The 23,957-nt window shown below is 65.7% G+C and carries 26 protein-coding genes and 1 tRNA gene; 9 read left to right on the forward strand and 18 right to left on the reverse strand.

The features are described from left to right. Positions 1-91: 91 nt before the first annotated feature. The gene (ispG, locus tag KU884_RS10125) at positions 92-1,357 is read left to right on the forward strand and encodes a flavodoxin-dependent (E)-4-hydroxy-3-methylbut-2-enyl-diphosphate synthase (RefSeq protein ID WP_167782533.1); all 1,266 of its coding nucleotides are present in this window, start codon (positions 92-94) and stop codon (positions 1,355-1,357) included. Here the strand turns inward: ispG and thiD are convergent, their stop codons facing one another. Both thiD and KU884_RS10135 read right to left on the reverse strand, forming a co-directional pair. Then, a complete protein-coding gene (thiD, locus tag KU884_RS10130; RefSeq protein ID WP_167782534.1) occupies positions 1,358-2,173 on the reverse strand; it encodes a bifunctional hydroxymethylpyrimidine kinase/phosphomethylpyrimidine kinase in 816 nt (271 codons plus the stop codon). Between the two features lie 4 nt (positions 2,174-2,177). Further along, complete coding sequence (locus KU884_RS10135) at positions 2,178-3,743, reverse strand: class I adenylate-forming enzyme family protein (RefSeq protein WP_167782535.1); 1,566 nt, start codon at positions 3,741-3,743, stop codon at positions 2,178-2,180. A 129-nt stretch (positions 3,744-3,872) separates the two neighbouring features. Between KU884_RS10135 and KU884_RS10140 the strand changes: the two genes are divergently transcribed. Further along, positions 3,873-4,685 carry a TatD family hydrolase gene (locus tag KU884_RS10140; protein ID WP_174813730.1) on the forward strand — a complete coding sequence of 271 codons (813 nt, stop codon included), beginning with the start codon at positions 3,873-3,875 and terminating at the stop codon, positions 4,683-4,685. A 48-nt stretch (positions 4,686-4,733) separates the two neighbouring features. On the opposite strand, the gene dusA is transcribed toward KU884_RS10140, so the two are convergent. Continuing rightward, positions 4,734-5,711 carry a tRNA dihydrouridine(20/20a) synthase DusA gene (gene dusA, locus KU884_RS10145; RefSeq protein ID WP_254432258.1) on the reverse strand — a complete coding sequence of 326 codons (978 nt, stop codon included), beginning with the start codon at positions 5,709-5,711 and terminating at the stop codon, positions 4,734-4,736. A 117-nt stretch (positions 5,712-5,828) separates the two neighbouring features. On the opposite strand from dusA, the gene KU884_RS10150 reads away from it, so the two are divergent. The 3 genes from KU884_RS10150 (at position 5,829) to KU884_RS10160 (ending at position 7,214) form a co-directional block, all read left to right on the forward strand. Next, a complete protein-coding gene (locus tag KU884_RS10150; RefSeq protein WP_167782537.1) occupies positions 5,829-6,119 on the forward strand; it encodes a glutaredoxin family protein in 291 nt (96 codons plus the stop codon). Beyond that, a complete protein-coding gene (locus KU884_RS10155; RefSeq protein ID WP_167782538.1) occupies positions 6,116-6,709 on the forward strand; it encodes a murein L,D-transpeptidase family protein in 594 nt (197 codons plus the stop codon). The genes KU884_RS10150 and KU884_RS10155 overlap by 4 nt, the downstream gene beginning before the upstream one ends. Positions 6,710-6,923: 214 nt before the next feature. Continuing rightward, positions 6,924-7,214, forward strand: coding sequence for an Lpp/OprI family alanine-zipper lipoprotein (locus tag KU884_RS10160; RefSeq protein WP_167782539.1), 291 nt, complete (start codon positions 6,924-6,926; stop codon positions 7,212-7,214). Positions 7,215-7,314: 100 nt separating this feature from the next. Here KU884_RS10160 and KU884_RS10165 read toward each other — a convergent pair whose 3' ends face one another. Next, complete coding sequence (locus tag KU884_RS10165) at positions 7,315-8,358, reverse strand: L,D-transpeptidase family protein (RefSeq protein ID WP_167782540.1); 1,044 nt, start codon at positions 8,356-8,358, stop codon at positions 7,315-7,317. Between the two features lie 166 nt (positions 8,359-8,524). Here KU884_RS10165 and KU884_RS10170 point away from each other — a divergent pair, with 166 nt between their 5' ends. Continuing rightward, the gene (locus KU884_RS10170) at positions 8,525-9,397 is read left to right on the forward strand and encodes a fumarylacetoacetate hydrolase family protein (protein WP_167782541.1); all 873 of its coding nucleotides are present in this window, start codon (positions 8,525-8,527) and stop codon (positions 9,395-9,397) included. A 5-nt stretch (positions 9,398-9,402) separates the two neighbouring features. Here the strand turns inward: KU884_RS10170 and KU884_RS10175 are convergent, their stop codons facing one another. From KU884_RS10175 to KU884_RS10205, 7 genes are all read right to left on the reverse strand, one after another. Beyond that, positions 9,403-10,092 (reverse strand): CoA pyrophosphatase, encoded by a 690-nt coding sequence (locus KU884_RS10175; RefSeq protein ID WP_254432019.1) that lies wholly within the window; start codon positions 10,090-10,092, stop codon positions 9,403-9,405. A 5-nt stretch (positions 10,093-10,097) separates the two neighbouring features. Further along, positions 10,098-10,988, reverse strand: coding sequence for a PilX N-terminal domain-containing pilus assembly protein (locus KU884_RS10180; protein ID WP_167782542.1), 891 nt, complete (start codon positions 10,986-10,988; stop codon positions 10,098-10,100). After that, on the reverse strand, positions 10,985-11,482 hold the full coding sequence (locus tag KU884_RS10185) for a prepilin-type N-terminal cleavage/methylation domain-containing protein (RefSeq protein WP_167782543.1): 498 nt from the start codon (positions 11,480-11,482) through the stop codon (positions 10,985-10,987). Before KU884_RS10185 ends, KU884_RS10180 begins: the two co-directional genes overlap by 4 nt. Further along, positions 11,475-11,894 (reverse strand): type II secretion system protein, encoded by a 420-nt coding sequence (locus KU884_RS10190; protein ID WP_167782544.1) that lies wholly within the window; start codon positions 11,892-11,894, stop codon positions 11,475-11,477. The genes KU884_RS10185 and KU884_RS10190 overlap by 8 nt, the downstream gene beginning before the upstream one ends. Before the next feature lie 2 nt (positions 11,895-11,896). Further along, entirely contained in the window at positions 11,897-12,367 is a 471-nt protein-coding gene (locus KU884_RS10195) for a prepilin-type N-terminal cleavage/methylation domain-containing protein (protein ID WP_167782545.1), read from the reverse strand. A gap of 122 nt (positions 12,368-12,489) precedes the next feature. Continuing rightward, a tRNA-Ser gene (locus KU884_RS10200) sits at positions 12,490-12,577 on the reverse strand. Between the two features lie 44 nt (positions 12,578-12,621). Continuing rightward, on the reverse strand, positions 12,622-13,680 hold the full coding sequence (locus KU884_RS10205) for a quinone-dependent dihydroorotate dehydrogenase (RefSeq protein ID WP_167782546.1): 1,059 nt from the start codon (positions 13,678-13,680) through the stop codon (positions 12,622-12,624). A gap of 116 nt (positions 13,681-13,796) precedes the next feature. Between KU884_RS10205 and KU884_RS10210 the strand changes: the two genes are divergently transcribed. From KU884_RS10210 to KU884_RS10220, 3 genes are all read left to right on the forward strand, one after another. Beyond that, on the forward strand, positions 13,797-14,567 hold the full coding sequence (locus KU884_RS10210; RefSeq protein ID WP_167782547.1) for a ParA family protein: 771 nt from the start codon (positions 13,797-13,799) through the stop codon (positions 14,565-14,567). A 145-nt stretch (positions 14,568-14,712) separates the two neighbouring features. Beyond that, a complete protein-coding gene (locus KU884_RS10215) occupies positions 14,713-16,440 on the forward strand; it encodes a VWA domain-containing protein (protein ID WP_167782548.1) in 1,728 nt (575 codons plus the stop codon). Continuing rightward, entirely contained in the window at positions 16,437-17,069 is a 633-nt protein-coding gene (locus KU884_RS10220) for a hypothetical protein (protein ID WP_167782549.1), read from the forward strand. The genes KU884_RS10215 and KU884_RS10220 overlap by 4 nt, the downstream gene beginning before the upstream one ends. 137 nt (positions 17,070-17,206) lie before the next feature. Here the strand turns inward: KU884_RS10220 and KU884_RS10225 are convergent, their stop codons facing one another. The 7 genes from KU884_RS10225 to KU884_RS10255 all read right to left on the reverse strand — a co-directional run bounded on the left by KU884_RS10225 (position 17,207) and on the right by KU884_RS10255 (position 23,934). Then, complete coding sequence (locus KU884_RS10225) at positions 17,207-17,506, reverse strand: PilZ domain-containing protein (RefSeq protein ID WP_167782550.1); 300 nt, start codon at positions 17,504-17,506, stop codon at positions 17,207-17,209. A 69-nt stretch (positions 17,507-17,575) separates the two neighbouring features. Further along, positions 17,576-17,995, reverse strand: coding sequence for a type II secretion system protein (locus KU884_RS19170; protein WP_167782551.1), 420 nt, complete (start codon positions 17,993-17,995; stop codon positions 17,576-17,578). 121 nt (positions 17,996-18,116) lie between these two features. Continuing rightward, positions 18,117-18,605: a hypothetical protein gene (locus KU884_RS10235; RefSeq protein ID WP_167782552.1), complete on the reverse strand. Its 489-nt coding sequence runs from the start codon at positions 18,603-18,605 to the stop codon at positions 18,117-18,119. Next, positions 18,606-19,829 (reverse strand): type II secretion system F family protein, encoded by a 1,224-nt coding sequence (locus tag KU884_RS10240; RefSeq protein ID WP_167782553.1) that lies wholly within the window; start codon positions 19,827-19,829, stop codon positions 18,606-18,608. Next, positions 19,830-21,644 (reverse strand): GspE/PulE family protein, encoded by a 1,815-nt coding sequence (locus KU884_RS10245; protein WP_167782554.1) that lies wholly within the window; start codon positions 21,642-21,644, stop codon positions 19,830-19,832. Beyond that, positions 21,641-23,020: a lipopolysaccharide assembly protein LapB gene (locus KU884_RS10250; RefSeq protein ID WP_167782555.1), complete on the reverse strand. Its 1,380-nt coding sequence runs from the start codon at positions 23,018-23,020 to the stop codon at positions 21,641-21,643. Before KU884_RS10250 ends, KU884_RS10245 begins: the two co-directional genes overlap by 4 nt. Then, entirely contained in the window at positions 23,017-23,934 is a 918-nt protein-coding gene (locus tag KU884_RS10255) for an ExeA family protein (protein WP_167782556.1), read from the reverse strand. The genes KU884_RS10250 and KU884_RS10255 overlap by 4 nt, the downstream gene beginning before the upstream one ends. Positions 23,935-23,957 lie beyond the last annotated feature (23 nt).

Here is a 23,957-nt window from a genome sequence, read left to right on the forward strand (position 1 = left end):
CGCTGCCGGCACCCTATCACAGTCGGTGTCGCCGATGCCCGCCAACCGTCGGGCAGGCCCGGCACACGCGCAACCGGACGACGCCTGAATCATGCAAACCGACCAGATCCCTTCACGCCGGCGCACCGTACCGGTCGCCATCGGCAACGTCACAGTCGGCGGTGACGCGCCGGTGGTGGTGCAGTCCATGACCAACACCGACACGGCCGACGAAGTAGGCACCGCCGTCCAGGTGGCGGACCTGGCGCGCGCCGGCTCCGAAATCGTGCGGGTACCGGTGAACAACGAGGCCGCTGCCGCCGCCGTACCTCATATCCGCGAGCGCCTGGAGGCCATGGGGGTCGACGTGCCCCTGGTGGGGGATTTCCACTTCAATGGTCACAAGCTGCTGGAGCAGCATCCGGCCTGCGCGGAGGCCCTGGCGAAGTACCGGATCAACCCGGGGAACGTCGGTCGCGGCGCCCGTCGTGACACCCAGTTTGCACAGATGATCGAGACCGCCTGTCGCTACGACCGGCCGGTACGCATCGGCGTCAACTGGGGCAGCCTCGACCAGGATCTGCTGGCCCGGATGATGGACGACAACGCGGCCCTGCACCGGCCCCGGGACAGCCGCGAGGTCATGAAGGAGGCGCTGATCGTCTCGGCGCTGGAAAGCGCCCGACGCGCCGAGGAACTGGGCCTCGGTCACGACCGCATCGTGATCTCCTGCAAGCTCAGCGGCGTGCAGGATCTCATCGAGGTCTACACGGATCTGGCGCAGCGCTGCGAGTACCCGCTGCACCTGGGCCTGACGGAGGCCGGCATGGGCTCCAAGGGTATTGTCGCCTCCTCGGCGGCGCTGGCCGTGCTCCTGCAACAGGGTATCGGCGATACCATCCGTATCTCCCTGACTCCGGAGCCGGGCGAGTCCCGCACCCACGAGGTACAGGTGGCGCAGGAACTCCTGCAGACCATGGGGCTGCGTGCGTTCACGCCCCTGGTGGCCGCCTGCCCTGGCTGCGGCCGCACAACCAGCACCTACTTCCAGGAGCTGGCCGGTGACGTCCAGTCCTATGTGCGCGAACGCATGCCGGAGTGGCGTCGGCACTATCCGGGCGTGGAGGAAATGACGCTGGCGGTCATGGGGTGTGTGGTCAACGGCCCCGGCGAGAGCAAGCACGCGAACATCGGTATCAGCCTGCCCGGGACGGGGGAGCGTCCCGTAGCGCCCGTCTACGAGGACGGCGAGAAAACCGTCACGCTCAAGGGCGAGAATCTCACCGACGACTTCAAGGCGCTCATCGAGCGCTACGTCGAGCGCCGTTACGGTGGTTACAGCGCCGGTTCCGGTGAGACCACAGCCACCGGTTCCTGATCAGTCGGGCGGGAGCTTCACCGTGTGGCAATGATTCACCGGTCCATCACCACGCCCGAAGCCCGGTGCCGTGCGGATGGCTTCCAGCAGATAGTCCCGTGCACGATACACCGCATCCTCGATGCCGCGGCCCTGCGCCAGCCCGGTTGCAATCGCGGAGGCCAGCGTGCAACCGGTGCCGTGGGTATGGCGGGTATCGATGCGACCATGGTGAAAGCGTTCCACCCCGCCGGCGTGAGCCAGAACGTCCACCAGCTCATTGCCCTGCAGGTGCCCACCCTTCAGGAGAACTGTCTCCGGCCCCATGGAGCGTAGCTCAACCGCGGCTTCGGACATATCATCGGGGCCCTGGAGTCGGCGCCCGAGCAGCGCTTCCGCTTCCGGCAGATTGGGCGTCAACAGCGTGGTCAGCGGCAACAATCGCTCCATCAGGGCATCCATGGCCTCCTCTTCCAGCAGCCGCGCCCCGCTCTGGGCAATCATGACCGGATCGACCACAAGGGGCAGCCCCTGTCCGGGGCCTTCCGCCAGTTCGGCCACGCACTCGATGGTTGCGCCGTCGTGAAGCATGCCGGTCTTCAGCGCCTGGGGTGGCAGATCCTCCATGACCACCTGGATCTGCTGACGCAGAAACGCCGGAGGCACGGGATGCACGCCGTGGACACCCTCGGTGTTCTGCGCCGTCAGGGCGGTCACCGCGGTCATGGCGTAACCGCCCAATGCCGTGATTGCCTTGATGTCGGCCTGGATGCCGGCGCCACCGCCGGAGTCCGAGCCGGCGATCACCAGAACCCGACCATGGCAACGGGTCACCATGGCCTCAGCTCTCCAACTGCCGGTGCAGGGCATTGCGATCCATCTTGCCGGCGCCGGTCACGGGGATGGCATCCGTGACGACCACCCGGGCCGGCACCTTGAAAGAAGCCAGGTGCTGCCCACAGTGCTTGCGCAGTTCCTCCGTGAAGTCTTCCCCCACCTCGCCGTCGGTGACAACGGCAGCCACGGGCACCTGCCCCCAGCGGGCGTCCGGCATGCCGATGACGCACGCCTGAGCAACTCGGGGATGCTCCAGTACCACGTTCTCCACTTCTTCCGGAGAGACGTTCTCGCCGCCGCTGATGAACATGTTGTCGGCGCGGCCGACGATGCGCACGTTGCCTTCCCGGTCCTCGACCGCCAAGTCGCCACTGTCCACCCAGCCGTCCGCCAGCAATGCCTTGCGGGTGCGATCCGGTTGCCCCAGATAGCCGGCGAAGTTATGCAGACTGCGCATGCACAGTACCCCCACTTCTCCTCTGGCCACCGGCTCCCGGGTCTCCTGATCCAGAATGCGGAAATCGCAGTGGATCATGCTGGTGCCAATGCTGCGATTGTGGGCGCGGATGGTCTCCAGGTCCTGGTCAATGCCGTTGTACATGAAGTTCGACGGTCCCGCCTCGGTAAGGCCGTACGCCTGGGCCACGGGAATACCACGCTGGTAGAAGGGATCCATCACTTCGGCAGAGCACGGCGCACCGGCGCTGGTAATGCCTTCCACGGTGGAGAGGTCGGTGTCGGCAAAGCGTGGGTGCTCGGCAATGAACCGCAGCATGGCCTCGACCCCACCGAAGCTGGTCACGCCTTCCCGTTCGATGACGTCCAGCACCTGCCCCGGGTCGAACTGGCGGGTGATCACCGCATGGCCGCCGGCGTGGAATACCGGGGTAAAGGAGTTCCAGCCACCGACATGGAACATGGGGAAGGTGATCAGCACCCGCTGGTCCATGAGATTGCCGCTGGTCACGATCATGTCCAGCGCATTCCAGATCATCTGCCGATGAGGCACGATGCATACCTTGGGTGTGCCGGTGGTCCCGCCGGTGTGGATGTACAGAAAGGTGTCGGACTGCGCCAGGGGGACGTTGACGTCCCGACTCGGGTAATCCAGCAGGGAGGCGAACTCGCTGTCGCTGCCATCGCTGATGCGTACCCGTTGCTCCACCGACGCGGGCATGTCCAGCTCGCCCACCAGATCGTCGAAGACATCCTCGTAGACGAACGCACGGGGCTGGATGCGCTCCAGCAGCTCGTTGAGCTCCCGCGGCCGCAGGCGGTAACTCAGCGGCGCCAGGACCGCACCGATCTTGCCGCAGGCAAAATACAGGTCCACCGCTTCCTGGCGATTACGGCAGATCACGCAGACCGGATCACCCTTGCCCAGATCGGCCTCGTCCAGCAGCCAGGCGCCGACGCGGTTAGCCCGATCGTCCACTTCGGCGAAGGTCAATCTCACTCCGGTGTCTGCCTCGTAGACTGCCGGCCGGTGCGGAGTGAGTGCCGCACGGCGCCCCGCCCAATCCCCGATCCAGTACATGGGCAGGTCGTCGTAACTCTGGGCCTCGGACATGCGTCCTCCTCCTGTTTGGTGATGCCTTCAAGGCGCACCATTCTAACGGGGAATACGACGTGAGCCACTGGCGCTGACAACCGTGACCACAGTCCCCATAATACGCGGCTATCGCAACGGGAGGCCTGCATGGAGTTGATCGACATCGGCGTCAACCTGACCAGTGACCGGTTCCGCAAGGACCGCGAAGCCGTGGTTGCCCGCGCCCGGGAAGCCGGTGTTCAGGCCATGATCGTCACCGGTACCAGCGAACGGGAAAGCATTGCCGCCCGCGACTGGGCCGCTGCCCATCCCGGCGTGCTGTACGCCACGGCGGGTGTGCATCCCCATGGGGCGCGGGACTGCGGCAGCGAGACGCTGGCGAGCCTGCGGGGGCTTGCGGCCGAGCCCGGCGTGGTCGCCATCGGCGAGACGGGGCTGGATTTCAACCGTGACTTCTCACCCAGGCCCGACCAGGAGGCCGCCTTTGCGCGTCAGCTCGAGCTCGCCGCCGAACTGGGTCTGCCGGTCTTCATCCATCAACGGGACGCCCATGACCGCCTGCTGGCCATGCTCCGGGAACAGCGCGACCACCTGGTGGATGCGGTAATCCACTGCTTCACCGACACTCGACAGGCGCTCTACGATTACCTGGACCTGGACCTGCACATCGGCATCACCGGCTGGATCTGCGACGAGCGGCGTGGCCGGGAACTGCGGGAGACGGTCAAGGACATCCCGGCCGACCGGTTGATGATCGAGACCGATGCGCCCTGGCTCGTTCCCCGGGACCTGCGCCCCAAACCGGAGGGTGGCCGCAACGAGCCGGCCTTCCTGCCGCATGTGGCGCGAGCGGTGGCGCATCACCGCGGCGAGGATCCGGAGACGCTGGCAACCACGGCCACCGCAACAGCAAGGCGATTCTTCCGTCTTGGGAAAACACCGGAGTCGCCCAGGCACTGAACCGGTCCCGCGCCCCGTTGCGCGAACGATTCGGTGTTGGCTGAACCTTCAGGCGCCGGGCGGTGCCGTGGCGGCTTCGGCCTCTGCCGGCCGACCCACCTTGGCCGCCGCCTCCTGCAGCACCTCCACCCCGGCACCCGGCCTGTGCGCATTCTCGCTGATGTGGCGACGCCAGGCCCGCGCTCCGGGAACGCCCTGGAACAACCCCAGTAGATGGCGGCTCATGGCGCTCAACGGCGCGCCGGCCTGGAGCCGGGTCTCCACGAACGGCAGATAGGCCTCGAGGATATCGTGCCGGGACGGGGCCGGGCGGTCATCGCCGAACAGTCGACGGTCCACCTCCGCCAGCATGTACGGGTTGTGGTAGGCCTCGCGGCCGATCATGACGCCGTCCACCGCCTGCAGGTGTTGCTCCGCCTGCTCCAGATCGGTAATCCCGCCGTTGATGATGATTTCCAGCCCCGGGAACGCCTGCTTCAGCCGGTAGACCCGCTGATAGTCCAGCGGCGGCACCTCGCGGTTCTGTTTCGGGCTCAGCCCCTGCAGCCAGGCCTTGCGGGCGTGGATGGCGAAGCTGTCGCAACCACCACCCTCGCTCACCGTGCCGACGAAATCCTCGAGCGCCTCCCAGGAATCCTGGTCATCGATGCCGATCCGGGTCTTGACGGTGACCGGCAACGGCGAGGCCTCGGCCATGGCTGCCACGCACTCGGCCACGCGCTGCGGCTCCGCCATCAGGCAGGCACCGAAGCGGCCCGACTGCACGCGGTCACTGGGACAGCCCACGTTCAGATTGACCTCATCGTAGCCGTAGCGGTGCGCCCACCGCGCGCAGATGGCAAGTTCGGCGGGATCCGCGCCGCCGAACTGCACGGCAACCGGGTGTTCCGCAGGATCGAAGGCAAGAAACAGGTCCAAACGCCCGTGTACAATCGCCGGCGCGGGTACCATTTCCGTATACAGCAGAGCCTGCCGCGTGATCAGGCGTAGCAGGTAACGCGCGTAGGGGTCGGTGCAGTCCATCATGGGCGCCACCGACAGGCGGCGTTCCGGCGCCCGGTGTCGCCGGGCGCGACCGGCGTTGGCAGCATCCGTGGCGAGGCTCATGGTATTGCACACTGACATGGTTGGAATCAATTGCGGATGATAGAGCAGGCAACCCATCGAGGCCAGTCTCCGCAGTTCCTGCTGTTCGGGACACTTGGCTGCCATCTGTGCGAGGAGGCCGCACGCGAACTGGTGGACGTTCTGCCTGTGGACGGCGTCACGGTTCGTGAAGTTGATATTGCGCTGGACGATGGCCTCATGGCCCAATACGGCGAGAACATCCCGGTGTTGCGCCGGTGCAGCGATGGCCGGGAGTTGTATTGGCCGTTCTCCGCGGACGATGTTCGGGCACTTCTCGGATACAGGGACAATTCGATCTCATCATGATCAGGCTGCTGACCGCCCTCCTGCTGTTTGTCGCCACAAGCGTGGCCCATGCGGGCGACCCGTGGGTACTCGTTGATACGGACCGCAAGGAAATCCGCGTCTACGCCGAGGGAGAGGAGTTGCTCCATCTGCCCCACATCGCGATCGGACGCGGTGGTGTATCGCATCTTCGCGAGCGTGGCGACAAAACCACACCGCTGGGAGACTTTCGGGTTGCCTGGGTGAACGAGGATAGCCGGTTCCACCTTTTCTTCGGCCTGGACTTCCCGAATTTCCACCACGCGCGCACCGCCTATAACAGCGGTCTCATGGACCTGGATGAATTTCTGCAGATCACCGATGCACTGCGCGAGCGCCGCCTCCCGCCTCAGCGTACCGCCGTGGGCGGGCATATCGGCATCCACGGCGTCGGCGACGGCGACCCCAACCTCCACGCCCGCGCCAACTGGACCAACGGCTGCGTCGCCGTCACCGACGACGAGATGGACAAACTGGCGGAGTACATTCGCGTCGGCACGCGGGTCGTCATTGCGGGCCAGGCGGAACTCACCGCGAAAGCCGAAGAAGGGGCTCTGCCGTTGTCGCCGTAAAACAACACGAGGCATGCCCCGTCCAATACTGTTAATCTCCCTACTGCGGGTGTGAGAAACATTTCCGACACCCGGAAAGGTTGAAAAAAACCCTTGCTGTGAGTAGAACCATGGGGGTGACGAGTTTCGTAAACGTCCGATTGGTTCTACAATGTCCATCGATTGCCGTTCACGCTGTTCGGCAAGACAACAAAAGCGAAAGGAGACGTACCACATGTCGCACAGCCTCAAATCCCTGCTGAAGCTCTCCGCCCTGGGTCTGTCCATGGGTGTCCTCGTCGGTTGCGCCGCTCAGGGCGACGAAGACGAGATGCGTCAGATGGTCGAAGATGCTCAGTCCCAGGCTTCCCAGGCTCTGGACGTGGCCAATGAAGCCCGGGAGACTGCTCTCGAGGCGGAAGGCACGGCGAAGGCCGCTGAGTACAAGGCCAACCGCAACGAAGAGCGCATTGAAGAGCTCAACGAGAAGATCGATCGCATGTTCGAAGAGTCCATGCAGAAGTAAGACTTCTCTGTTGCGAAAAAACCCCGCCAAGGCGGGGTTTTTTTTGTCTGGCGACTGCGGCACAGCATCCGCAAAGTGAACCGACGGCGTCCTGAGGCGTCTATTCGGCGCTGGCCATGTCCCGGTGAACTGCCTTCCGGGTAATCGATTCCGGGCGCCCCTCCGCGTTCCGCGCCACCTCTTTCAACCGCTCGTAATCCACCCGGGCGGACCGTTCACGCAGCACGCCGGCCACGGCCTTCACTGCCGGAGTGACTCCCTGCGCATCAGCCTCCTCGTCCTCCGCCAGCCTGGGATACGCTTGCAGATAGAGATCCCCATCGGCCGACCAGCCGGCCTTGTACGGTTCGTCAAGAATCCGGACCTTCGTGCCGCTGTCGACACGGTGGATAATGTGCTCGATATCCTCGGGGAACATGCGGATGCACCCATGGGTCGCCTGCATGCCCACCCCGGCCGGGCGATTGGTGCCGTGGATGAAATACCCGGGGATATCCAGACCAATGGCGTGGCGTCCCAGCGGGTTGTCGGGGCCAGGATCCACCCGCCGCGGCAGCGGCCGTCCTTCTTCTTCGTAGCGCTGCCGCACGGATGCCGGCGGGAACCACGCCGGGTCTTCCAGGCGCATGGTTACCGTGGTTTCGCCGATGGGCGTCGACCAGTCCATGCGACCGACACTGATGGGGTAGGTTTCCACCACGCGACGACCATCCCCACCCGGTTCTGGGTAGTAGTACAGGCGCATCTCCGAGAGATTCACCACGATCCCTTCCCGGGGGCCCGGTGGCAGAATGAACCGGGTGGGGATGGTGACCTCCGTCCCCTCCCCCGGCATCCACAGGTCCACATGGGGATTGGCACGACGAATCTCCCGGTAGCCGACGCCGTGGCGCCGTGCGATCTCCAGCAACGTGTCCTCGCGGCGCGCCTCCACCGTGTGCACCTCGCCGATGACATCAACATCGTCCTCCGGCAGTTCGAACACGTTCTGATCGGTGCCATAGCGCCGCATGGCCTCCGAGCGGTCATCCTCCTCCTCGGAGACGGCCTCTCCTTCCAGGGAGTCATCAGCCACCAGCAGCGCAGGAAACGCCAGCACGCCCAGGGCCAACAAGGCGGAAAGGCTTATCCGGATCAGGAACATTCGGCCTCCAGTGGTGCGATGTCTCGGAGTGCGACAGCCCTTCGATGCGCGTCTTTCGGGAACCGGGGTTACTTCCATGAGACATCGAATCATGCACAGAGTTTGGTAAACCCGCATCGCCCCGTAGTATATACCACCCTGGATCATGCCGGCACCGGGAGAGCCCATGCAGTACGTTTCTGTCGTTCACCACCAGATCACTCGTTGGGGCATGCTCCATGAGGGCCGCGTCCATCTCGCCGCCACTGCACCGGACCACCCCGCCACCCTCCTGGCCGCTCTGCAAGACGGCCGTGCCGCCGACCGCACGCGAATCCTGGCCGACGCCCGGGAGACGCCTGCGGTGGATGAGGTAGAGCTCCTGGCGCCGATCCCGCGGCCACCCAGGAACATCATTTGCCTGGGGCTGAACTATGCCGAACACGCACGGGAATCCCAGCAGGCCAAAGGCCAGGAACTGGCCCTGCCGGAGCATCCCGTGGTTTTCACCAAGGCCACCAGCAGTGTCACCGGCCCCACGGCCGACATCCCGCTTGATCCCCGGGTCACCACACAGCTCGACTGGGAGGTGGAACTCGCAGTGGTCATCGGTACCGGCGGACGCCACATCCCGGAAGACCGTGCCCTGGAACACGTATTCGGCTACACGGTGATCAACGATCTCTCCGCCCGGGATCTGCAGTTCCAGCACAAGCAGTTCTTTCTGGGCAAGAGCCTGGATGGTGGCTGCCCCATGGGCCCGGGGATCACACCGGCGGACCGGGTGTCGGACCCGCATGCTCTCCGCCTCTGGTGCGACGTCAATGGCGAACGCCAGCAGGACGGCCACACCTCCGACCAGGTGTTCCGGGTCGCCGATACCATTGCGCGACTGTCCGCGGTCATGACCCTGGAGCCGGGGGACATCATCGCCACGGGCACGCCCAGCGGCGTGGGCTTCGCGCAGCAGCCGCCGCGCTTCCTGCAACCGGGTGATGTGGTGGAGTGCGGTGTGGAGGGGATCGGCACCCTGCGAAACCGTATCGTGGCAGCCGCCTGAGGGATTCAGGGGCGCGCGTGCTCCGGCAGCATCTCCGGGGCATGGCCGCGCACGCGGGCGTAGAGTTCACGCAGGATGGCCGCGGTGGCGCCCCAGATGTAGTAGTCCCCATAGGGCATGGCATGGAGGCGGTACTGCTGCCCCTGGTGCTCGATGTGATGCGGCCGGTGGTTCGCGGGGTCCAGGAAGAACGCCAGCGGCACCTCGAAGATTTCCGCCACCTCCGACGGCTGCGGCACCAGAATCCCGCTGTCTCGGATATAACCGACGAAGGGGTGGATCATGAAGCCGGTGGCCGTGGGGTAATGGGGCATGGCCCCGAGCAGCTGCACGCGCGACGGCGCCAGACTGATTTCCTCGTCTGCTTCACGGAGGGCAGCCTTCAGCGGCGTGGCATCACCGGGATCGATCCGTCCGCCCGGAAAGCTGATCTGCCCCGCATGGCTGGCCAGATCCTCGCTGCGCCGGGTCAGGATCACGTGCAGCCCGGCCGGGCGCTGCACCAGTGGCACCAGGACGGCGGCATCCCGCAGGGCAGACCGGTCCAGCGGCAGTCCAGGGCGTTCCGTGACCTCCGGTCCGGCAAGGCAGGCAGCGATGCGTTCGCAGTCCGCCGGTAACTGGCTGCCCGCCGGGTCGGTATCGGACGTCTTTACCACTCCACCCGAGGGTTGTGTGCGGTCGTTCAGGGACACTCTGCTTACTCCTCGCCCCACTGGTCTGCCGGGTCATCTGTTCCACCCTCGCACCCGGCGCGAGTGCCGATGCAGGAGGCTTCCAGGGTAATCTGATCGCCATCCCACTCCATGATGAACCGCAGATTATTGCTGTCGTTGAGCTGGTTGGGGGTGAAACCGTTGCCCAATGAGGCGCCCGCATTATAACCGTCCGGCAGATCACCGGTGCCATCTGAACTCCACATGCGATCACCATTCTCCGGCACGTTCTCCAGGCCGAAATCCGCAGGATCCCCTTCGCCTTCCCTGAACCGTAGGAACAAAAAGACTTCGTCCTCCCCGGTGAAGGCATCGCCGTCCACGAGATCGTCTGCTGCGCCGGAGCGATTCAGCTGATCTTTTCCGGAGTTGCTGCTGAAGGTGAGGCTGCCATCGTCGTTACAGCTTCGATTCGCGCCGCTGCAGGCATTGGCCCAGTTGTCGGGATCCTGCACGACATTCGGATCGCGCCCTTCCACTGCTCGCGGGTTGATGGTCACCCGCAGGCGACGTTGCGCCTGCGGGTTGTCGATCCCGGGAACGGCCCCGATGAACTGGAGCCGGCAGTTCCCGCCCTGATTCTCCAACACCGTAATCCGGTAACGGCCGTCCGGATCTTCATGGCCCTCCAGACTGCCGCATGCGGTGGCATACTCGTCATCGTCGTCCGGCTCCTGACGCCGCATCTCCCATACCGCCCACTCAAGACCCGATTCCGCGTGATAGAAAGCCTGCACGCTCTGGCTCTGATCAGCGCCGGTGCGGGCGCCCGTTGTCGTGAGAACCGAAAGCAGACCACCGAGCACCGTGAGCACCACCAGCAATGCCACCACGACCACCAGCACACTTCCGTTCACCGCGCGCTTGCCGATCATCGCGGAACTCCCGTTGCCTGATAGGACACCCCGGAGGCTGCCATCCGTAACGCCATCGTGACGTGGTGCTTACGCTCGCGGTCTTCGTCCAACGGAATACGATCAACGCGGAAGAAGGTATCGTTCGCCTCGGTATCCACACGGCGCGCCAGCACCTGCCCGTCGCGCAGGAGACGGCCATCCGCAAACTCATAGGTCACGTTATCGTCGGCAAGCGTCAGCGTGATGCTCTCCACCCTGGTGTCCTCCGGTGTCCCGGCCAGGGACTGAGCCCGGCGCACTTCGCGCACAAAGCGCTCGAGAGCCAGTGTGGCCTCAGCCTCATCGACCGCCATATCCCGCCCGTCGACCACCGCCCGCAAGCCCGTGGTCACAACTGGCGCGACCGCCGCCGCAACCACGGCAAGAATCACTACCGTGAGGACCAGTTCCATCAGCGTGAAACCGCGCATCGCGTGCGGAAACGAATACTGCGGCGGCAGGACCCTAGTCACGGCCGTACACCTCTAGATGATACTGCCGCGACAAGCGAGGCCCCGAGATCGTCACGCTGATCTCGCCACGCCCCTCTTCCTCCTCCAGAACGCAGATCGGGCGATCCAGTGTGTATCCAGCGGGCACCGTCAGTGCCGCGGCCAGGTCGAACGTGTCCAGCGCCGTGTCGCAGCTCTCCTGAAACAATTCCTGGTTGGAAAAGTCCAGACCACCCGTACGCTTGGCCACCAGCAACACTTCCATGCGCTGCTGTCCAAGCTGCGCCATGCGCACGGACTCCGATTCCAGCCCTGCGCCGCGCAGCGACGCATTGACCCATGCCAGCAGCGCGGGGATCGCGATGGCCAGCAAGACGATGACCGCGATCAACTCCAGCAATGTCGCGCCTCGGGAACGGCCGGCTCCGTCCATGCTCATCGCTCCACGTACCCGGTTTCGGCGACCACCCGCAGTGATCGCTGGGTACCATTCCGACTCAGGGTGATGATGGCGTCACCGTCGAGATCTCCGAGTGGATAGCGAAAGCGAACCTCGTCTCCCGCAGGCCCCGAGCGCTGGACGCCACGGGGCAGTTCCCGTTCCCTGCTGCCATCCGCGAACGCCGCATCCCCGAAGTCGTCTTCCCCTTCTTGCCGCTGAATGAAGTACCGGTCACCGCCGTCGAAGACGATGCGATAGCTGGTGATGTCATGCAGCGCGCGGGACTGGGCGAAGCGCAGATCCGCCGCCAAGGTATCCGCAGCCCCGTCCAGATTGCCGGTCCAGCCAGACCAACGGCCGCCGGCAACCAGTGCCAGCGCGCCAACAATGACCAGCACCAGTAACAGCTCGAACAGCGAGAATCCGGCGGACATCGCCCCCGGGCCGCGCTGCTGAATGGTCACTGGACCTGCCCTGTACGGAATGGTTGTGCACATGCCCCTATGACGCCAGTTGCCGGAGGCATGTCAAGGAACTGGCGGGCAAAGCGGAGAACTCGGCTCCCTGCGGGAACCCTTGAGAAACATGGCGGAGAGGGAGGGATTCGAACCCCCGGGCCCTTGCGGGCCAACGGTTTTCAAGACCGCCGCTTTCGACCGCTCAGCCACCTCTCCGTGCCCGCGTATTGTGCGCATTCCGTACGACGCTGGCAAACCGCTCACAGGCTGCTCCCCACCATGGGCGTGTGGGTTGCTTCGGCCGCCTGCAGGCGCCGTACGATCTCGCCGACCACGCCCGGCCCCTGGTAGATCAGGCCAGTGTAGAGCTGCACCAGGCTCGCCCCCGCGGTGAACTTGCGCGCAGCGTCCGCACCGCTGGCCACGCCGCCGATGGCAATAATGGGCAGCCGCCCCTGCAGATGGTCGCTCAGCAGCCGCACCACTTCCGTGGAGCGGTCCATCAGCGGCCGGCCACTCAGGCCGCCGGTCTCGTCGCCATGCTCCCGCTGGGCCGTGCGTCCGGGGCGTGCCAGGGTGGTGTTGGTGGCGGCCACGGCGTCCATGCCATGGCGTACCAGGGCGTCGGCGGTGGTCAGCAGCTGTTCGTCACTCATGTCCGGTGCGATCTTCACCACCACGGGCACATACCGCCCCCAGGCCACGTTCAGCCGCAGCTGTTCGGCCTTGATCCCGGCCAGCAGTTCATCCAGCAGGCTGCCGTGCTGCAACTCCCGCAGCCCCGGCGTATTCGGCGACGATACGTTCACGGTAATGTAGTCCGCATGGGGGTAGACCCGGGTCATGCAGGCCACATAGTCATCCAGGGCATTCTCCACCGGGGTATCCCGGTTCTTGCCGATGTTGACCCCCAGCACGCCACGGTAGCGGGCTGCACGGATTCGGGAGACCAGGTAGTCCACCCCCTTGTTGTTGAACCCGAGGCGGTTGATCAGCGCCTTGTCCTCCGGCAGACGAAACAGCCGCGGCTTCGGGTTGCCGGACTGCGGACGCGGCGTCACCGTGCCCACCTCGATGAAACCGAAACCCAGGGCGGACATGGCGGCGATGGCGTCGCCATTCTTGTCCAGCCCGGCGGCAAGCCCCACCGGATTGGGAAAGCGCAGCCCCATGACCTTCTGTTCCATGTCGGGAACATGACCGGCAATCAGCCGGTTGATGCCCAGGCCGGCCCCTGCCCGAAGCGCGGCGAGGGAAATGGCGTGGGCTCGTTCCGGTTCGAAGCGGAACAACAGGTTGCGAAGCAAATGATAGGTCATTCCTTATCCTCGGCGTTGTGCGGCGCGCGTCCGCGCCCGGCGCCTCGACCCCGTGTCGTGCAATCATTACACTGCCCGTTGCAGCGCGTCATGGGGCGGCTCTCGGGAGAAGACAGATGCGGCGAGTGATTTTCAATCAGAAAGGCGGCGTGGGCAAATCCACCATCACCTGCAACCTGGCCGCCATCAGCGCCCACCAGGGGTTGCGGACACTGGTGGTGGACCTCGACTCCCAGGGGAATTCCAGCAGCTACCTGCTCGGGCGCGAGGCAACGCCGGAGGGAACGCTCGCCGACTACTTCGACCAGCTCCTCAGCTTCCGCTTGCACCAGCAGCCGCTGACAGCGTTCGTGCACGAGACGCCGTTCAACGGGCTCCATGTCATGCCCGCCTCGCGGCAGCTGGATGAGCTCCAGGGCAAGCTGGAGTCCCGCTACAAGATCTACAAGCTGCGGGAGGCACTGGAGGAACTGTCCGACAGCTACGACGCCATCTACATGGACACGCCACCGGCCCTGAACTTCTACACCCGATCGGCGCTGATCGCCGCCGAGCGTTGCCTGATTCCCTTCGACTGCGACGACTTCTCCCGCTACGCCCTGTACGACCTGCTGGAGGCGCTGATGGAGATCCGTGAGGATCACAACGGCGCGCTCGCCATCGAGGGCATCATCGTCAACCAGTACAACGCCCGCGCCAACGTGCTGCGCCAGGCCGTCGAGGAACTACAGGGGGAAGGGCACCCGGTACTCCAGCCATATATCGCCTCCTCGGTGAAGATCAAGGAGTCGCATGAGAAGGCCGTGCCACTGATTCAGCTGGCACCCCGCCACAAGGTCACCGCGCAATACCTGGACCTGTTCGAGACCCTGCAGCGCAACCAGTGAATCCGCCCCGCCGGGCCGCCGAATGCGCTCAAGAAAACCGCCCCACCGGCCGATAACGTGAACGGGTCCGCAGTCGCGGGGATTGCTCATTCCCGTGCCCTTGCGCGCCCTCTATGCTTGGGCAAACTTGATTCGGAGCCTGGGATTGGCTGTCCTGCTGCGCTGTTCCATCATTGTGCTTCTCATTCTGCTCGCGCCGTTGGTGGTCACCCCGGCGACAGCGGACCAGTCGCCGGACGCCGAGGTCCGCATTCTGGTGGATGTCTCGGCCAGCATGCTGCGCACGGATCCCGACAACCTGCGTCGCCCTGCCCTGCGCCTGACCTCCGAGCTGTTGCCCGAAGACACCCGGGCCGGTGTCTGGGATTTCGCCGATGACGTCAACGCCATCGTGGACGTGGCGGCGGTGGACCAGCAATGGCGCGACACCACCCGCGGCGCGGCGCGCTGGATCCACTCCATGGGCCAGGGCACCGACATCGGTGCCGCCCTCGAGACTGCCGCCGCGGACTGGTTCGCGGCGCCTCCTTCCGACGATCCGGCGCCGCGCCACCTGGTGCTGTTCACCGACGGCAAGGTGAATATCAGCGACGATCCGCAGGAGGATCAGGCAGAACGCCAGCGGATCATGGGCCCACTCATGGACCGCTTGGTCGAGCACGGCGTCACGGTCCACGCCGTAGGCCTGTCCGACGAGATCGACCAGGAACTGATGGAGGCACTGTCCCGGCGCACCGGCGGGCGCATGGCCGTCACGCGACAGGCTGGCGAACTGGAGCGACTGTTCCTGGGGCTGTTCGACCAGGTGGCCCAGCGGGACAGCCTCCCCATGGACCGCAACCGCTTCCAGGTGGATGACACTGTCGCCGAGCTCACCGTGGTAGCCTTCCACGACGGTGACTCCGAGGGCGTCCGCCTGCGGGATCCCGACGGCGACACCCTGGACGAGTCCATGGCCGGCGACAGGGTGCGCTGGCGTAGCGAACCTCATCACGACCTGATTACCATCGACCAGCCGCCCCCTGGCGAGTGGGAGCTGCTCGGTGCCGAGGATCCGGACAACCGGGTGATGATCGTCACCGACCTGCGGCTGCACACCGACGACCTGCCCGCCTACAGCATCAGCGGCGAATCGTTTGCCGTTGGGGCGTACCTGACCGAGGCGGACGAGCCCATCACCCGGGACGGGTTCCTGGACCTGACCCGGTTCCGGTTGCTTGACGACACCGGCGAGGCCCGGGCGCTGGAGCGTGACGGGGAGAGCGGACGGTTCGCTACCACCGTCACCCCGGAGGCGGGAGCCCGGGAATTCGTGGTGCGCGTGAGCAGTGACACCTTCCGCCGCGAGGCACGCCATCGACTGGAGGTCCTGGATACGCCGCTGACCATGGAGCGCGAGGGTCTGGAAGAGCACCCGGAACTACAGCGACGCCTGATTTTCCGCCCTGTCTCCGACGCCATCGACCCGCAGGCACTGGAGGTGGAGCTCACCCTCACCGCCGAGAGTGGCAGCGAACAACGGCTGCGCGTCTCGCACAACGACGACGCGGAGCACTGGGACATCAGTCTGGACACCCTGGACCCGCACCAGACCTTCGGCATCCGGGCCGACGCCATCGGCACCATGCCGGACGGACGCACGTTCCGTGCGGCCATCGACAGCTTCGAGACCGCCGGGCTCGACGCCGGCGCGGATGACAGCGAGGCGGCCGGACCCAACGTGGCTGTTCTGGCCACCCTGCTGGTGGTATTCAACCTGATTCTGTTCGCCGTGATCGGCCTGATTTTCTACCTGCTGCAGCAGCGGCGCACCACGCCGCCGGCCCTGTCCGGCGATGACGCGGATGCCAACGACCTCCGGGAGAACGCATGAGCAGCACGGAACTCCTGATCATGATCATCCTGCTCGAACTGGTGATCATCGTCGGCCTGGTCCTGGCCACGGTGCTCATTCTCTCCGGACGGCGCAGGCGCCGCGAGAAGCGCGCCGCGGAGAACCTGGCCCAGCGCGTGCGCAGCGAAGAGCCGTCGCGCGACAGCGAACTGCGCTCACTGCTCCAGGGCCGGTTCGGCTACAGCGGGGACGCGCTGGAGGAGAAGGTCCGGGAGATCAAACAGGCGGAGACGGCATTCTACCGCCGCTTTCTCGATCTCTACCTGAACCGGGACCCGGAAGCCGCGGAGCAGCTTCAGGATTATCTCGAGGACGTGATCCGGCCGTATGCCAACATCGAGCCGGCCGCGTCGGAGGACGACGACGGTGAAACCGCCGACAGCGACGATGGCGCCGCACCCCGGGAGGCCGGCGCACCACCGACCATGGAAGGGCGTGACATGTACGAAGAGATTCGCAGCTACCGCGACACCCTGAACCTGGTGTTCGCCGAGTACACGGCCATGTTCGGCATCAACCAGGACCGCAACGCCCATTTGTCGGCGCGGGAGATCAAGGAGCGCATGGAATCCGGCCAGCTGGCGGGCCCCGACGACGACAGCAGCTAGCGCCGGTCAGCCGGGGCCGTTGCGGCTTGCCGGTTATTGCGAGCAAAGCGAAGCAATCCAGACGCCGGGCGATGCTTCACCCCTGCTGGATTGCTTCGTCGCTACGCTTCTCTCAATGACGGCGGATTAGGGACCGCTCACTCGATGTCGCTGACCACCCGGGCCGCCACCAGCCAGTGGGCGTTCTGCGCTTCCACCCGCACCACGGCGGCATCGATCTCCGCAGGCTCCAGCGTGGCCAGGCCACCGGCGATGATCACGTGGATGCGCTCACCGTCATCCAGCGGTGTGTCCGTGGTGAACGACAGGCCGTTGCCGCTGAGGTCGCGCAGACGGGCAGTCAGTTCGCTGCCGTCTGCGCGCCAGATGGTGATCTCGGTTTCCGCGGGAACGCGCCGAAAGCCTCGCTGATCGTCATTCCCTGGATAGCTTGACATTCGACAGCCTTCCTCCAGATGCGTCGGGTGCATTGCCCATAACACTCAGGGCACTACTAGCCCCACAGATTAGCCACCATTACCCACATAAATGAGTGTGAAGTCCCGATTCTCGACTGAACTATTGAGAGCCTCGAGTTCACATGTGGCGCGGCTACCAAACTCCTGCTCATCAAAGCTACCGCTTACAACCTCATAACGCTCAGTGTCCAGACCACCCTCAAGCAGGCGGCCCACCGTCTCGTCGTTGCACTCCGTCACCTCCTCCACATCCTCATCGGACGCATCCCTTCCGCGAGTCGCCGCCGCTGCAAAATTGATGGCGCTGGCAGAGGTAATCGCACTCGCCTGCGCCTGCAGCGCGGAGCTTTCCGCATCCTCACTCAAATCAATAAACCGCGGCGCGGCCACCGCCGCCAGCACCCCGAGAATCACGATCACGATCACCAGCTCAATCAGTGTAAAACCGGCACTCTTACTGTTGGTCATTATTGCCTCTCTTCTGGCTGCAATTTGAACGATAAGTCAGCGTTTTCCCTGCACGCTTACGCGGAATATTCTTTCATAGGCCAGGGCGTAAGCAAACGGACGTGGGTCACAGAACGCGCTCTCACGGCTGCTGCGGCTCCACCACCAGTTCCGGGGCGTCGGCCCTGCCACCGATACGCACGCGAATCCGTGGCGGATCGTCCATGTAGCGGTCCCCGAACTGCCGGGGGCGCTGAATGCGATAGACCAGCCAGCCATCCTCGGGCCGGTACGCCCATTGGCCGCGAGGCAGTGCCACGGCCCCGTCGGCAGCGACGGCGCCGGCGTATCGGTCCTGGAAGCCGCGTTCGCCAAAGAGGCCAGACTCGCTGATTGCTGACTCTTCGGCGAGCAATGCCACCGGGTTGCTGCCCGGCTCGACGCCGTTACGGACCCGGGCCAGGGTCACCGCCGTACGCATGGCATCAATGTCGGCGCGGACGCTGTGGGCCTCGATACGGCCGTGCAACAGCTCCGTTCGGTGCAGGAACACGGCCACCAGCAACGCCACGACCATCGCGGCAATGATGAACTCGAGCCGCGTCAGCCCCCGTTGCCACACCCCGCCCATTTACAACGCTGCCTGGCCCAGATCCCACATGGGCAGGAACACCCCCAGCGCCAGGATCAGGACCAGGATGCCCACCACCACCAACATCAGTGGCTCGATGTAGGCGTTGAGCTGCTTGATGTCGTACTCGACTTCGCGGTCGTAGAAATCCGCCACTTCCTCCAGCATGTCGTCCACCTGCCCGGTCTCCTCGCCTACGGCGATCATCTGCATCACCAGTGCCGGGAACAGTTCCGTGTTGGCGGCACTACGCGTGAGCCCCTCACCGCGCTCGATGCCGGTGCGGATGCGCTCGATGCGCTCGGCGATCCAGGCGTTGTCCGTGGCCCGGGCCACCATGCTCAGCGCCGTGATGATGGGCACGCCGGAGCGGGTGGCCATGGCGAAGGAGCGGCCAAAGCGTGCCAGGGTGGCACGCAGGACGATGTCGCCAATGATCGGGATGCGTAGCTTGGTGCGGTCCCAAACATAGCGTCCCCGCGGTGTGCGCTTCCACCAGAGGAACGCGGCCACCAGTGCCGCAAGCCCGCCCAACACCACATACCAGTACCGCACGGTGAAATCGGAGGTCGCCAGCAGGATGCGCGTGGCCAGGGGCAGCTCGGCGCCGAAACTGGCGAACATGCGCCCGAAGGCGGGGATGACGAAGACGTTGATCACGCCAATGGCGATGGCAATGGCCACCAGGACGATCACGGGATAGCGCATGGCGGCGCGGATCTGGTCCCGGGTCGCCTTCTCCCGCTCCAGGTGCCGGGACAGCTGCAGGAATGCCTCGTCCAGCCGGCCAGAATTCTCGCCCACCTGGATGATGCTGACGAACAGACCATCGAACACATCCGGGTGCTGGCGCAGGCAATCCGCCAGCGCACGGCCGTTCTCCAGCTCCGAGGCAATGGAGCGGATCACGCGTGTCATACGGGGATGCCGGGTGCTCTCTGCCAGGCCGGTCATGGCCCGGATGATCGGCACCCCCGCCCGGGTCAGACTGTACATCTGGCGGCAGAACACCATGAGGTCGGCCAGCGCCACCTGGCGTTCGAACCGCGAGCGCGCCGTGCCGCCATCGCGCCGATCTCCGGGCTGCGGGTCGGCCTCGATGGTCAGCGGCGAGAAGCCGTCAGCCATGAGGCGGTCGGCCACCGCGTCCGCGGAGTGGGCCTCCAGGTGGCCGTGCTGCAGGTGACCCTGGGCATCCCGCGCCCTGTAACGAAACCAGGGCACTCAGTCATCCTCCAGGCGCAGTTCCATGGGCTTGCCATCGTCCTCTGCGCCCTCCGAGCCGGGCGGCGGTGTTGGTGGCTCCTGCTCATAGGTGTCCAGCTCGGCGGCGATCCGCATCACTTCATCCAGACTGGTTATGCCCTGGCGGGCGTAATCCATGGCCGCCATGGTCAGGGAACGGAAGCGCGGGCTCTCCGCCGCCAGCCGCGCGAACTCCCCGAGATCCTCCCGGCGCAAGGCATCGGCCATGCCGCCGTCGATCTCCAGCAGTTCGTAGACACCGATGCGGCCCTGGTAACCGGTGTTATTGCAATGGGTACAGCCGCGGCCGCGCGTGAACTCCGCGGCCTCCGGGGACAGACCGACTCCACGCATCCAGGCGGACTCGTGGTCGTCCGGCGCGTGGGATTCCGTGCAGCTCCCACACACCCGCCGCAGCAGCCGCTGCGCCAGAACGCCCCGCAGTGAGGCGGCCAGCAGGTAGCTCTCGGCGCCCATGTCCAGCATCCGCACGGCGGTGGAGTGGGCATCGTTGGTGTGCAGCGTAGAGAGTACGAGGTGGCCGGTCACCGAGGCACGCAGACCGATCTCCGCGGTCTCCTGGTCACGCATCTCCCCGACCATGACAATATCCGGATCCTGGCGCAGGGCGGAGCGCAGAACCCGCCCGAAGGTCAGGCCGATGCGCTCCTGGACCTGGACCTGGTTGATGCGGGGCAAGCGGTACTCCACCGGATCCTCCACGGTGATGATCTTGCTCCCGGCGCGGTTGAGTTCGGACAGCGCCCCGTACAGGGTGGTGGTCTTGCCGCTGCCGGTGGGACCGGTGACCAGCACCATGCCGTGCGGCCGGTGGATCAGCCGGCGGAACCGTTGGAGGACGTCCTCCGGCATGCCCAGACTCTCCAGGTTCAACAGCCCGCCGGACTGGTCGAGCAGGCGCATGACCACGGATTCCCCGTACTGGATGGGCATGGTCGACAAGCGCACGTCCACCGACCGCCGCCGCACGCGGAGGTTGAAGCGCCCGTCCTGGGGCAGGCGCTTCTCGGAGATGTTGAGCCCCGCCATGAGTTTGAGCCGCAGGATCAGCGCCGGGGCGATGCGCTTTTCCTTCATCACGTGTTCCTGCAGTTGACCGTCCACACGCTGACGAATGCGCAGGGCGTTCTCGTCGGGCTCGATGTGGATATCCGACGCCCCGACCTGCACCGCGTCCTCGAAGATGGAGCGCAGCAGCCGGACCACCGGTGCGTTCCCGGTCTCGGAGTCCTCCTCCAGGCTGGCCAGGTCGACGTCGTCTTCGCCGATTTCCTCCTCCAGTTCCTCGGCAATATTGGAGATCTCTTCGGTCCGCCGATAGGTGCGATCAATGATCTGCAGCAGGTCCCGCTCGCGGACCACCGCCACCTCCACCGGCTTGCCCAGCAACCGGGCCAGCTCGTCCTGGGCAAACAGGTCGGTGGGATCCACCATGCCCACCAGAAAGTGCGTCGCTTCCTCCTTGAGCGCCAACGCCCGCAGGCGGCGGGCATGCGTCTCCGGCAGCTTGCGCACCGTCTCCGTCTCCACCTGGTACGTGCGCAGATCCAGATTGGCGACACCCAGCTGCCGCGCCAGAAGATCATTGAGGTTGGCTTCGGAGACATAGCCGAGATCGATGAGCGTGCGCCCGAGCTTGCGACCGGTCCGTTTCTGCTCCGTGAGCGCCGCCTGCAGCTGGCTGTCGGAAATGATCCCTTCATTGACCAGCAGGTCACCGATGCGAATCTTCCGGCGTGCCCGACCGGCGTTTGCGCTATCGCTCTCTATCATTCCAGGCTCTCGATCCGTTGGCGCAGGAACGCCGTGAGTTCACTGTTCAGGCCGCCCACCGCCAGTGCACGCTGGTAGGCGGCACGCGCGCGGGCCGACTCCCCGCTCTCCTCCAGGGCAACTCCCAGCCCCAGCCACCAGCGACCCTCGCTGCTCTGCTCCCGGGCCAGTTCACGGTACAGGGGCACCGCCTCCCCGGCCCGTCCCGTCTGACGATACAGCGCTGCCAGCAGCGCGTGCCAGCGCCCTTTCCCGAACACGGGCGCCGGATGTTCCTCCAGGACCCGAATGGCTTGCTCCGGATCCTGCTCCCGGAGCAGTCGGGCCTTGAGCCGCGCCAGCTGGGTCGCGCCGCCCTCGTGGTCCAGCCCCCTGGTCAGAACCTCTACAGCGGCCTCCCGTTCGCCGCGCCGCTCGTGGCTGGCCGCCAGGGCCCGACGTACGCGCCAGGCCTCGGGCATGGCGTCCAGGGCCTCTCTGTAGATGGCCATGGCGCGATCATCATCCCCCGCCTCTTCCGCGTCACGGCCACGGCGAAGGGCGCCGACGGCGTCCAGGCTCTGCGCCGGCGCCTTCACCAGCCCCGGGCCACCGGCAGCATCCCGGTCCGCCACGGGGACGCCGAGCGGGCTCTCCACCAGCCGGCGGGTGTCCGCGTCGTCGGCCCCGTCAGCGTCCGCCACTTCTCCACGCTCTGTCTCCGGTGATTCGGGCTCGCCGGCCGCTGTTGCCTCGCCCTCCTCCGGGGCGGAGCTCTCCCGGGCCTGTTCCGACTCCGGGGGATCCTCCGGAAAATCGAAATCCAGGGCGACGCCCGCGGCCAGACGCCGTGCCTGCAGCCGTGGCACCGTCCGGAATCGCAGGTCCAGGGTCAGGTATTCGTCGCCAACCCGCCAGTCCACGGCACGCAGGTGGGGCATGCGCTCCAGCAGGTCCGGCAGCTGAGTGTCTTCGCCTGCCACCGGCAGCCGCAGTGTCACGTCACTGCCGTCATCACTGCGCTCCAGCGTGTGCATCAGCGGGCCATCTGCCAGGAAACGCAACTCCACGCCACGCACGACATCATGGACGGCAATCTGCTGCAGACCGGGCACGCCCGGCTGCGCTTCCTGCACCGGGGCGTCCTCGTCCGCCGCGGGCGTGACCGGTGGCGTCTGCGGACCGGCAACCTCCGGGGATGTCCGCGGCAGCGGGGTATGGGTCAGGTAACCCGCGGCGCCGATGACCAGCAGCAATGCCACCCCGAACACCACGCGGCGCGCCTGCGTCCCGCCCCTGACCCCGCCGGGCGCTGACCGTACGCCCGGCGGCATGATATTTCGCGGGCTGTTACGCCGCCGATCGAGATCGCGGAGAACATCATTGATCAGGCTCATGCTGTCATGCCCAGGCCATGCCAGTGGGCGATCCCGGCGGCAATGACGACCAGGGTCGCCACCACCGACGCCGCCCACCAGCTCCGTCGGCTGCGCCCCGGCTGCAGCGCCTCATCGGTGTCCCTGGCAGCACGCAGAACATGCTGCCACCCGACACTGTCCCGTCCTTCGCCGTAGGCTGCCAGCAACGCCTTGTGAGCCAGAATGTTCACCAGGCGCGGCAGCCCTGCGCTGGAGGTGCAGAGCGCATCCATGGCTCCGCCGCTGAACAGTTCACCGCCGCCGCTCCCGGCGACCGCGAGCCGATGGCCGACATAGCTTCGCACCTCCCGGCAATCCAGGTGGCCCAGGGTGTACGAGAACGTGATCCGCTGCCGGAGTTGGCGCCAGCGATTGGCGGACAAGCGGGCATCAAGCTCCGGCTGACCGAACATCACCACCTGGAGTAGTTTGGCCCGCTCCGTTTCCAGGTTCGTGAGCAGGCGCAGCGCTTCCAGGGTGTCCTCCGGCATGGACTGCGCCTCGTCCAGCACCAGCACCACCGGGCGCTCTGCCTGGCGTGCCTGCAGCAGCGCAGCCGTGAGTTCCCGGAGTACGCGATGCTGACCGGCATTGCCGGGCAGTTTCAGCCCCAGCTCATCCGCAAGGCTCAGGCGCAACCCGTTGGCGCTGACGTAGGGGTTGGGCACCCAGGCCGTGGTGTAACGGTCTTCCAGGCGATTGAGCAGCGTCCGGCAGAGCATGGTCTTGCCCGTGCCCACCTCGCCGGTGACCTTGATGAACCCTTCCCCGCCATCCAGCGCCACCAGAACGACGTTGAGCGCTTCCTGCCAGGCTCCCAGGTTGCAGAAATAGGTCGTGTCCGGGGACAGGGAGAACGGGAAGTCGTCGAGACCGAAGTGCTCCAGGTACATACCAACCTTGTCGCAAGTAAAGG

The sequence above is a fragment of the Aquisalimonas sp. 2447 genome (assembly GCF_012044895.1).
Classification (GTDB): domain Bacteria; phylum Pseudomonadota; class Gammaproteobacteria; order Nitrococcales; family Aquisalimonadaceae; genus Aquisalimonas.